At 68.6% G+C, this 10741-nt stretch carries 7 protein-coding genes, 1 pseudogene and 1 riboswitch; of the genes and pseudogenes, 7 read left to right on the top strand and 1 reads right to left on the bottom strand.

Annotation, left to right across the window (positions count from 1 at the left end):
• Positions 1 to 43: 43 nt before the first annotated feature.
• Positions 44 to 139, top strand: a riboswitch (TPP riboswitch).
• Both thiM and Q0A34_RS00535 read left to right on the top strand, forming a co-directional pair.
• Positions 129 to 977 carry a hydroxyethylthiazole kinase gene (thiM, locus tag Q0A34_RS00545; protein ID WP_291477424.1) on the top strand — a complete coding sequence of 283 codons (849 nt, stop codon included), beginning with the start codon at positions 129 to 131 and terminating at the stop codon, positions 975 to 977. Its footprint overlaps the riboswitch before it by 11 nt.
• Positions 974 to 3243: pseudogene (locus tag Q0A34_RS00535) on the top strand (bifunctional hydroxymethylpyrimidine kinase/phosphomethylpyrimidine kinase). Before thiM ends, Q0A34_RS00535 begins: the two are co-directional and overlap by 4 nt.
• Positions 3244 to 3265: 22 nt before the next feature.
• On the opposite strand, the gene Q0A34_RS00530 reads toward Q0A34_RS00535, so the two are convergent.
• A complete protein-coding gene (locus Q0A34_RS00530; protein WP_291477419.1) occupies positions 3266 to 3781 on the bottom strand; it encodes a PaaI family thioesterase in 516 nt (171 codons plus the stop codon).
• Between the two features lie 104 nt (positions 3782 to 3885).
• Here Q0A34_RS00530 and gndA point away from each other — a divergent pair, with 104 nt between their 5' ends.
• The 5 genes from gndA to Q0A34_RS00505 all read left to right on the top strand — a co-directional run bounded on the left by gndA (position 3886) and on the right by Q0A34_RS00505 (position 9478).
• On the top strand, positions 3886 to 5334 hold the full coding sequence (gndA, locus tag Q0A34_RS00525; RefSeq protein ID WP_291477417.1) for an NADP-dependent phosphogluconate dehydrogenase: 1449 nt from the start codon (positions 3886 to 3888) through the stop codon (positions 5332 to 5334).
• Between the two features lie 336 nt (positions 5335 to 5670).
• Positions 5671 to 6813 (top strand): DEAD/DEAH box helicase, encoded by a 1143-nt coding sequence (locus Q0A34_RS00520; RefSeq protein WP_291477431.1) that lies wholly within the window; start codon positions 5671 to 5673, stop codon positions 6811 to 6813.
• Positions 6814 to 6820: 7 nt separating this feature from the next.
• Positions 6821 to 8218, top strand: a complete 1398-nt coding sequence (locus tag Q0A34_RS00515; protein ID WP_291477415.1) for a hemolysin family protein — start codon at positions 6821 to 6823, stop codon at positions 8216 to 8218.
• Entirely contained in the window at positions 8211 to 9272 is a 1062-nt protein-coding gene (locus Q0A34_RS00510; RefSeq protein WP_291477413.1) for a hemolysin family protein, read from the top strand. Before Q0A34_RS00515 ends, Q0A34_RS00510 begins: the two co-directional genes overlap by 8 nt.
• Before the next feature lie 26 nt (positions 9273 to 9298).
• Positions 9299 to 9478: a hypothetical protein gene (locus Q0A34_RS00505; RefSeq protein ID WP_291477411.1), complete on the top strand. Its 180-nt coding sequence runs from the start codon at positions 9299 to 9301 to the stop codon at positions 9476 to 9478.
• The last annotated feature ends 1263 nt before the right edge of the window (positions 9479 to 10741 follow it).

The raw sequence follows: 10741 nt of genomic DNA, 5'->3' as shown, positions 1-10741 counted from the left end.
GGGGTCCGCCGTTTCCGGCCGCGGGTCCACGGTAGGCTGGACGCCACGAGACACGGGGTGCGCGGGCGACCGCGCTGAGAACACACCCGTTGAACCTGCCCTAGTTCGAACTAGCGAAGGGATGGTCCGTGCCAGACACGTTCACCACCATCATCCAGGCCGTCCACGCCCTGCGTCGGAGCTCCCCCCTGGTCCAGTGCATCACCAACCAGGTCGTCCCCCAGGTCACCGCGAACGCCCTGCTGGCCGCCGGTGCCGCACCGGCGATGGTCGACACCCCGGAAGAGGCCGCGGACTTCGCCTCCGTCGCCTCCGGCGTCCTGGTCAACACCGGCAGTCCCACCGCCGCCCAGTACTCCGCCATGCGTGAGGCGGTACGGGGTGCCACGGACTCCGGCACCCCGTGGGTCCTCGACCCCGTCGCCTGCGGCGGCCCCGCGGCACGCACCGGCTTCAGCCGCGACATCGTCATCCGCCGGCCCGCCGCCGTGCGCGGCAACGCCTCCGAGGTGATCGCGCTCGAGGGAGGGTCCGGCGGCGGTGGCCGCGGCGTCGACTCCACCGACGAGGTCGACACCGCACTGCTGGCCGCCCGGGCGCTCGCGGACCGTACCGGGGGTGTCGTCGCCGTCTCCGGGGCCCGTGACCTCATCGTCTCCTCCGGCCGGACCAGCTGGCTGGCCTCGGGCGACCCGATGCTCCAGCGGGTCATCGGCACAGGCTGCTCCCTCGGCGCGCTCACCGCCGCCTACCTCGGTGCCGCCCGCACCACCCCGGGCGGCGTCACTGACCACGATGCAGTGCTGGCCGCCCACGCCCACGTGGGTGCCGCCGGAGCCCTCGCCGCGCAGACCCCGGACGGGAGGCGGAGGGGCCCCGGCAGCTTCGCCGTCGCCTGGCTCGACGCACTCGACACAGTCGCGGAGGACCCCTCGGGGATCACGGGACTGGTCTCGGTCGAGGAGACCGGCCGGTGACCCCCGGCAACACCACGGCGTCCCGGACCGACTGGAGTCTCTACCTCGTCACCGACCCCGCACTCGGTGGTGGCCGCGACGCGGTGGCGGACGTCGTCCGGCAGGCTGTCGCCGGTGGCGCCGGCGTGGTCCAGCTCCGCGACAAGACCCTCGACGACGACGCCTTCGCCAGGCGCGCGGCGGAACTGGCCGACGTCCTCGCCGGGACGGGGGTCCCGCTGTTCGTCAACGACAGGGTCGAGGTGGCGCGCCGCCTCGGGCTGCACCTGCACATCGGCCAGGACGACATCGCCTTCAGCACAGCCCGGGCCATGCTCCCTGACGACCTGATGATCGGACTCTCCGTCGACGGGCACGCCCAGATCGACGAGATCCGACGGCTCATGGCGGACGGGACCCGGCCACCGGATGTTCTCGGCCTGGGACCGGTGGAGCTGACCGCGACGAAGACCGACACCGGGCGTGCCCTGGGCGTGACCGGCCCGGGCAGCGTCGACGACCTGGCGGACCATGCGCTGGACCTGGGCATCCCCTCCGTCGCCATCGGACATGTCACCACCGCCAACGCCGCTGCGCTGGGCCGTACGTCAGTCGCCGGGGTCTGCGTGGTCTCGGCCGTCATGGCCGCCGACGACCCGGCCGCCGCCGCCCGGCAACTGCGCGCCCTGTTCACCCGCACCGATGAACGACACGAGAGCAACGAGAAGGACACCGCATGATCCCCCGAGTACTCAGCATCGCCGGCACCGACCCCACCGGAGGGGCCGGGGCGCAGGCGGACATCAAGTCCATCGGCGCGGCCGGGGGTTTCGCCATGAGCGTGGTCACCGCCCTCGTCGCCCAGAACACCCACGGTGTCCGGCAGGTCCACACCCCGGACACCGGGTTCCTCACCGCCCAACTCGACGCCGTCTTCGACGACGTGACGGTCGACGCGGTGAAGATCGGCATGCTCGGGACCGCCGAGATCACCCGCACCGTCACCGACTACCTCGGACGCCACCCGGTCCCGGTCACCGTCGTCGACCCGGTGATGGTCGCCACCAGCGGCGACCGTCTTCTCACCGAAGACGCCGAGGCGGCCCTCCGCGACCTCTGCCGGGTCGTGGACGTGATCACCCCGAACCTCGCCGAACTCGCCGTCCTCGGCGGAACCGGCACCGCCGCCACCCTTGACGAGGCACTCAGCCAGGGCCGCGCCCTCGCCGCCGAGCTGCAGACCACCGTCATCGTCAAGGGAGGGCACCTGTCCGGGGCCACCGCCGACAACGCGGTGGTCGCACCGGACGGCAGGGTCACCACCGTGCCGGTCGCTCGCGTCGACACCCGGAACACCCACGGCACCGGCTGCTCCCTGTCCTCTGCCCTGACCACACGGCTCGCCGCCGGCGACGACCCCGCCGAGGCACTCCGCTGGTCCAGCCGGTGGCTGTCCGAGGCCATCCGCCACGCGGACGACCTGGACGTCGGCACAGGCAACGGTCCGGTGGACCACACCCACCGGGCACGACGCCTGGCGCTCGCCGCCGACACCACACCCTGGTCCCTCACCGCGTCGGTCCCGGAGTCCCTCGGATCCCCGGAGGACCTGGCAGCGGTGGGAGGTGCGGGGACCACGGAGGCGCGCATCCCCGCCGCCGGCCCCTGGACCGCCGCCCTGTGGCAGGCGCAGTCCCCCCTGCTGAGCGCCGTCATGGACCTTCCCTTCATCACCGACCTCGGCGCGGGCACCCTGGCCGCCGACGACTTCAGCTTCTACCTCGCCCAGGACGCCGTATACCTCTCCCGCTACTCCCCGGCCCTGGCGGCGCTGGGGGCCGGCGCCCCCGACACCGGATCCGCCCTGTTCTGGGTCCGGGGTGCCGTGGAGTGCCTCGAGGAGGAGGCGGAGCTGCACCGGACCTGGCTGGGCGACGCCGAACCCGCACATCCGTCGCACGTCACGGCGGCCTACACCTCGCACCTGACACGGTGTGTGCAGTCCCGTGACCACGTGGTCGGCGCCGCCGCGGTGCTCCCCTGCTACTGGCTCTACGCCGAGGTCGGGCTCGACCTCGCGGAGCGTTCCGCCCCCGACAACCCCTACGCCGCCTGGCTGGACACCTACTCCGGGGACGAGTTCACCGGCAGCGTTCGCCGGGCCGTAGCGCTGGTGGAGGAGGCGTTCGCCGCCGCCGGTCCCCGGCAGCGTTCCGAGGCCGCCCAGGCATTCCTCGACGCCGCACGCTGGGAGGTCGAGTTCTTCGACCAGTCGCACCGCCGCTGACCGGTGGTGGTTCAGCCGTGGTTCAGCGGGGCACGACCACGGTACGCAGTTCGGTGGTGGCGCACAGCTTGCCTGTGGCGGCGTTGACGTGGTCGATGCGCCAGAGCTGGCTCGTCCGACCCGTGTGCACAGCGCGGGCGGTCGAGCGGATGACGTCACCGGGGGTGGACGGACGCAGGAAGTTCGTGGCGTTGGTCGTGCCCATCACCATGCCCCCGCCACCGGCGATGAACCCGGCGAAGGATCCCGCCGACTCCCCCATCGTCGCGTAGACGCCTCCGTTGGTGATCCCCCAGGGCTGCACGTGGTCCTCGGTGACGGTGAGTTCCACGACCACCTCGGGCACGAACTCCACGTAGCGCAGCCCCAGTGTGCGGTCGAGGGAGGGAATGGACGAGGCGAACATCTCGGAGAGTTCGGCGGTCTGCCCCTCGGTGAGTTCACCGGTACTCGCCGCCCCCATCAGCTCGAGCATGCGGTCCAGGGGGCCGGCCTGCGTCCCCTGAGCCCCCTGTGTCCCCTCTGTACTCTGTGTCATCGCGCACTTCTCCTCACGTCAGTTCAACCTGTATTCCGCAGAGTCTAGCGACAGGCGGCCCGCGGCGGGCGGAGTTGCCCCGCAGGGGGCTATCATGGTGCACCATGACAGAATCCTCCGCACAGATCGGCGTTGTCGGCCTCGCAGTGATGGGCTCCAACATCGCCCGGAACTTCGCGAACCACGGCCACACGGTCGCCGTCTACAACCGCACCGCCGCAAAAACGGACGCCTTCATGTCCGAGTTCGGCGACACGGGAAGCTTCGTTCCCTCCGCCACCGTCGAGGAGTTCGTCGCCTCGCTGGAACGCCCCCGCCGCGCCCTGATCATGGTGCAGGCCGGCCCCGCCACCGACACCGTGATCTCCCAGCTCGCCGACGCCATGGAGCCCGGCGACATCATCATCGACGGGGGCAACGCCCTGTACACGGACACCATCCGTCGCGAAGCGGAGATGTCCGCCCGCGGACTGCACTTCGTCGGCGCCGGCATCTCCGGCGGTGAGGAGGGCGCCCTCAACGGCCCGGCGATCATGCCGGGTGGTCCGGTGGAGTCCTACAGGTCCCTCGGCCCGCTGCTGGAGGACATCTCCGCCAAGGTCGACGGCACCCCGTGCTGCACCCACATCGGCCCGGACGGTGCCGGGCACTTCGTGAAGATGGTCCACAACGGTATCGAGTACGCCGACATGCAGGTCATCGGCGAGGCCTACCACCTGCTCCGCTACGCCGCCGGCATCGAGCCCGCGGAGATCGCGGAGATCTTCCGCGCCTGGAACGACGGTGACCTGGACTCCTACCTCATCGAGATCACCGCGGAGGTCCTCTCACAGACCGACGCCGACACCGGCAGGCCCCTCATCGACGTCATCGTCGACGCGGCCGGCCAGAAGGGCACGGGACGCTGGACGGTCAAGGCCGCCCTGGATCTCGGCATCCCCACCACCGGAATCGGTGAGGCCGTCTTCGCCCGCGCGCTGTCCGGCGCCCGCGACCAGCGCGCCGCCACCACCGGGAACCTCCCCGCCGGCTCGCTGACCACGCTCGAGGACCTCGGCGTGTCGAAGGACGACTTCGTCGAGGACGTCCGCCGTGCCCTGTACGCCTCGAAGCTGGTCGCCTACGCCCAGGGCTTCGACGAGATCAAGGCCGGTTCCGACGAGCACGGCTGGGACGTCGACCCCCGGGACCTCGCGACCATCTGGCGTGGCGGCTGCATCATCCGTGCGAAGTTCCTCAACCGCATCGTGGACGCCTACAACGCCGACCCGGACGTCCGGTCCCTGCTGCTCGACCCGTACTTCAACAACGAGGTCGGCACACTGGTGGACTCCTGGCGCCGCGTCGTCGTCGCCTCCACCCGGCTCGGACTGCCGATCCCGGTGTTCGCCTCGTCCCTGTCCTACTACGACTCACTCCGGTCGGAGCGGCTTCCCGCCGCCCTGATCCAGGGTCAGCGTGACTTCTTCGGTGCCCACACCTACGAGCGCACCGACCGCGACGGTCGTTTCCACACCCTCTGGTCCGGCGACCGCAGCGAGGTGGAAGCGTAACCCGTGTCAGGTCAACAAGAAGGACGGCGCAACACCAACGCCGGGTCGAACAACCGGCGACGGAAGGTCGTCCGCGGCAGCCGCGCAGCTGACGCCAACGGCTCATCACGCGGCTCATCACGCGGCTCGTCGCAAGGCTCTGACCAAGGATCGTCACGGGCGTCTTCCCGGGGTTCCGGTCAGGGGAAGCAGCGGCCGCAGCAGAAGCAGAAGCGTCCCCAGCGTCGCCCGCAGCAGCCGCGGGTCCAGCAGGAGAAGCGGCCGCCGCGGGTCGTCGACGGACCCGTGCCCACCGGTCCCGCGGCAGGGGTCGACACCTCGGTGCTTTTCGCCGACATGGGCCTGCCGGACCCGGTGGTCAAGGAGCTCTCAGCCCAGGGTCTCAGGCACCCTTTCCCGATCCAGGCCGCCGCCATCCCGGACGGGCTTGCCGGCCGGGACGTCCTCGGGCGTGGCCCCACCGGCTCGGGAAAGACCTTCACCTTCGGGCTGCCGGTCATCAGCAGGCTCACCGGTGCAGCCTCGCGCCCCGGCAGACCCCGTGCACTGATCCTGGTCCCGACACGTGAACTCGCGCAACAGGTGGCGGGACGGCTGCGTCCCCTCGCCGAGTCCGTGGGTCAACGGATCATCGAGGTCGTCGGCGGCGTCAACATCAAGAGGAACCTCACTGCCCTGGCCCGGCCGGTCGACATCCTCGTCGCCACCCCCGGCCGCGCCGAGGACCTGATCCGCCAGAAGGCCCTGGACCTGGGCCAGGTCGAGATCATCGCCCTCGACGAGGCCGACCAGATGGCGGACATGGGATTCCTGCCCCAGGTCCGGCGCCTCGTCGACCACATTCCCGCGGACGCACAGCACCTGTTCTTCTCCGCCACCCTCGACGGTGACATTAAGGTGCTTGTCGAGCGCTACATGAACGATCCTGTCACCCACTCCACCGGAGAGGTCCGTGCCAAGGTCGACAGCATGTCGCACTTCCTCGGCGTCGTGGAGGACAAGCCCGCCAGGAACGACGTCGTCCTTCAGCTCGGTCGCGCATCCACGCGGACGATCATGTTCATGCGCACCAAGCACACCGTCGATCGTCAAGTCAAAAAGCTTGTCCGTGACGGCGTTCCCGCCGTCGGTATCCACGGCAACAAGGGGCAGGGCGCCCGTACCCGCGCGATCGAGGAGTTCTCGGACGGTCGGGCCACCGTCCTCGTCGCCACGGACATCGCCGCCCGTGGCATCGACATCAAGGGGGTCGACCTCGTCGTCCACATCGACCCGCCGGCCGAGCACAAGGCCTACGTCCACCGTGCCGGGCGAACCGCGCGGGCAGGTGAAGCCGGCACCGTGCTGACGCTGACCACCGCGGACACCCGCCGGGAGACCGAGCAGATGATGCGCAAGGCCGGCGTCAGCCCCACTGAATGGGTGCTGGACCGCCACGGGGTCGCCGCCTACCTCGGTGAGCTGGGGTTGGACAGGTAGGACTGGGATGGACATCCTGCTCAGCATCCTGGGACTGGCCGGCTTCGTGTTGTTGACCGCCGGCACCGGGATCTTCGTCGCCGTCGAGTTCTCCACGACCAGTCTGGAGCGCTCGACGATCGAGGACGACATCGCCGCCCGCGGTGACGCCGCCTCGACGATGGTCAAACGGGCGCACAGTGACCTCAGCTTCATGCTGTCCGGTTCGCAGCTCGGCATCACAGTGACCACCCTGGCCACCGGTTACCTCGCCGAGCCGATCCTCGCCCGGTACTTCACACCGGTGCTTGAACTCGTCGGACTGGGTGCGTCCGCCTCCACCTCGGTGGCACTGGTCCTCAGCCTGGTGATCGCCACGATCCTGTCGATGGTCTTCGGCGAGCTCGTGCCGAAGAACCTCGCCATCGCCAACCCGTTGCAGGTGGCACGGCTGCTCACTCGACCGGTGTGGATCTTCAACACCGTCTTCCACCGCTTCATCCAGCTGATGAACAACGCCGCCAACGTGATCGTCCGACGGTTCGGCATCGAACCCGCCGACGAACTGGCTTCTGCACGGTCACCCCAGGAGCTCTCGGCGCTTGTCCGGCACTCCACCGGATCGGAGGGCTTCGACCAGTCCAAGGTGCGCATCCTCGACCGCTCGCTGAAGTTCGGTGACGCCAGCGCGGAGGACTTCATGACCCCGCGCTCCACCGTGGACACCCTGGAGACCACGGACACCGCTCTCGACCTCATCCGCGAGGCACACGAGTCCGGTCACTCCCGGTTCCCCGTGGTCAACGGCGACCTCGACGAGACCATCGGCGTCGTGCACGTCAAGGACGCGCTGACCATCCCGGCCGCCGAGCGTGCCTCCACCCCCGTCCGGGACCTCGCCCGTCGGGTGCCCACCGTACCGACGAGCCTCGGCGGCGACGCCGTGCTCAACCTCGTCCGGTCCGCCGGCTCCCAGCTCGTCCTCGTCGTCGACGAGTACGGCGGAACCGCGGGCATAGTCTCGATCGAGGACGTCGTCGAGGAGATCCTCGGCGAGGTCTGGGACGAACACGACGACCGGACCGACTCCGAGGTCCAGCGCAGCGGGCAGTTCTGGGACCTCTCCGGACTGGTGCGTTGCGACGAACTCGAGGACGCCTGCGGCTACGCGGCACCGGACGGCCCCTACGAGACCCTCGGTGGCCTCGTGATGGCGACGTTGGGCCGCATCCCGACCGAGGGTGACCGGGTCCTGCTGCCCCGGAGTGAACGCGACCTGATGGAGCGGGTCACCGACGGCAATCCCGTCCGGTGGGAGGCCACCGTGGAATCCATGGACAACCGCCGGATCGACCGCGTCCAGCTGCGTCCGGTGCCTGACACCCACAGCGTGGACGGGAAGAAGGAGGGTGAGAACCGTGAATGACCTCTGGGCCATCGCCTTCGCCGTCCTGCTGCTGGGACTCAACGCCTTCTTCGTCGGCGTGGAGTTCTCCCTGATCTCCTCGCGTCGCGACCGGCTGGAGAACATGATCGCCGCAGGCAACCGCCGCGCGGAGAAGGTTCTCTACGCCATCGAACACCTCACGATCATGCTCGCCGGCGCACAGTTCGGCATCACCGTGGCCTCGGTGCTGCTCGGCAAGGTCGGAGAGCCCGCCATCGCCCACCTCATCGAGGCGCCGTTCCACGCTGCCGGGCTCCCCGAGAACCTGCTGCACCCGGTGTCCTTCGCCATCTCCCTGCTGATCGTGACGATCCTGCACATCATTCTCGGCGAGATGGTGCCGAAGAACATCGCGCTCGCCGGTCCGGAGACCGTCGCCACCGTCCTGGTGTCCCCGCACCTGCTGTTCTGCCGCCTCGTCCACCCGGTGATGGTGTTCCTCAACTGGATCGCCCGCATCACCCTGAAGCTGTTCGGCGTCGAGCAGAAGGACGAACTGGACGCCACCGTGTCCCCCTCCGAACTCTCGCAGATGATCGCGGAGTCCCGGTCCGAGGGCCTGATCGGACCTTCGGAGGCCACCCGCCTGTCGAAGGCCCTGAACTCCTCGAAGCGCACCCTCAGTGAGGTGGTCATCCCCCGCTCCGCGGTGCGGACCATCCCCGTCGACCCCTCCACAGGCCGGATCACCGTGGGCCAGGTCGAGGAGGCCGTCTCCCAGACCGGTTACTCGCGCTTCCCTGTCACCGGGCCGTCCGGCGACTACCTGGGCTACATCCACGTCAAGGACGTCCTCGACAATCTGCTGGACCCCGCCACCGGCCCCGACCAGCTGGTCGACCTGCATGACATCCGCACGCTGATCACGGTGGAGGGCGGCGTGAACTTCGACCACGCGATGAAGGAACTGCGCAGGACCAGCTCGCACATGGCCCAGATCTCCGACGACGGTGTAGTGGTCGGCGTCATCACCCTGGAGGACGTCATCGAGGAGCTCGTGGGAACGGTCAGGGACTGGACCCATGACGACTGACTTCGCCTGGTAGGGCTGTCGTACCATTGACCCCCCTGCAGGGACAGACCGAGATCCTGGAGCCGGAGGTGTGGCGCTCCCACCAGCGCGAACACCGTCGCGCCGTCGACGAGCTCACCGCCGGTCACCGTGCGCGCCGCGCCCGCGGTGAACGGCCCCCCGGCTGGGACTTCATGTTCACCTACTACCCGGCCCCTGAGACGTGACCTGGAGCGGAGTTGTTACTGCAGGTCAGCAGGGTCGCCCAGAACGCCCGATACGGGAAATCTGAGAGATGAGAACGTCCCTCCCCTCGCACTGGGATGACGAAAAGCCCCCACCGTCATGACGACAGTGGGGGCTATCGAGTGTCGGGTGTGACACCGACCGGGAATGCAGAAACCCCCGCACCGAAGTGCAGGGGTTCGCGAGTCGCTAGTGCGACTTAGGCAGCGCCGCCGCCCTGGATGGAGCCGGTGATGAGCTCGAGGCCGGAGGCCAGGAAGTCGGAGATGGCGGTGACGATGTCAGAAACGATGGGCAGCATGATTATGCCTTTCAGTTGGAGAACGAAGTTCTGCAGCGTGGATGTTCCTCGCTGCTCCACGTAGTTTACCGATGTCCCTGTGTCAGTCGTTACGCCTACAAGACTAAGTTACCCCATAAGGGGGTGCTTCGACCCATTCGCTATATCTATATCTGCAGGAAAACGAACAGAGACGCGCACCCCGGGGCATCACAACCCAGGGTGCGCGTCGTCGTCGAAAGGTCGATGCATGCTGGCGCATCGTGCGCGGAGGACATCACCCCTCCACACAGCCACACCGTACACCCTGTTCACCAACCGCACACCATATCGGGATTCGCAGTGAGTCGATCACGGGCCGTGTCGGCCCCCTCGTCCCTGAGTGGTAGTACTCCGGGGAATGCTGCAGCAGCCGGCGAATCGTCGCCAGCGCCGCCCCATACGCACATCCAGAGTCGACGCCCTGTCCTCCAGGCGGCCGATACGTTCGCCACATCCCGCCAGGCGTTGCCGCATCCAGGTCACGTTCACTTCCAGCCTCTTGTCGGTCCACGCCAGCACTTGGTCGACGACTTGCCCCGCCGAGGCGTCAGGGACGCAGGAGTGAGGGGCGAGTCCAGGCGACGAATTGCACGCTACATGCACGACTCCACGGGGCTCATCCCTCATTCCGGGACCGGCGCCTTGCTCCTCTCTCGAGTGTCCCCGTAACGCAGAAAACCCCCGCACCGAAGTACGGGGGTTTACATCGCCAGCGCGAATTAGTCGACGATGGAGCCGCGGACCAGGTTCAGGGCGCCCGCGAGGAACTCGGAGATAGCGGTGACGATGTCAGAGATGATGGGCAGCATAGTAGCACCTTTCGGTCAGATGAAAGCTTCTGTGCGCTGAGTCGCGTTGCTCTGCGCTTCAGTGACATTAGCGAGCTACCGTCAGAAACTGTTACATGCCGGAATCAAACGTA

The organism is Corynebacterium sp., assembly GCF_022712195.1.
Classification (GTDB): domain Bacteria; phylum Actinomycetota; class Actinomycetes; order Mycobacteriales; family Mycobacteriaceae; genus Corynebacterium.
The sequence above is the reverse complement of the archived record's forward strand: the minus strand, read 5'-3'. Positions and strand labels throughout refer to the sequence as shown.

Coding starts and splice junctions, on each gene's coding strand:
- gndA (WP_291477417.1), top strand. CDS start 3,886: ATGACAGAATCCTCCGCACAGATCGGCGTTGTCGGCCTCGCAGTGATG.
- Q0A34_RS00515 (WP_291477415.1), top strand. CDS start 6,821: ATGGACATCCTGCTCAGCATCCTGGGACTGGCCGGCTTCGTGTTGTTG.
- Q0A34_RS00520 (WP_291477431.1), top strand. CDS start 5,671: ATGGGCCTGCCGGACCCGGTGGTCAAGGAGCTCTCAGCCCAGGGTCTC.
- Q0A34_RS00530 (WP_291477419.1), bottom strand. CDS start 3,781: ATGACACAGAGTACAGAGGGGACACAGGGGGCTCAGGGGACGCAGGCC.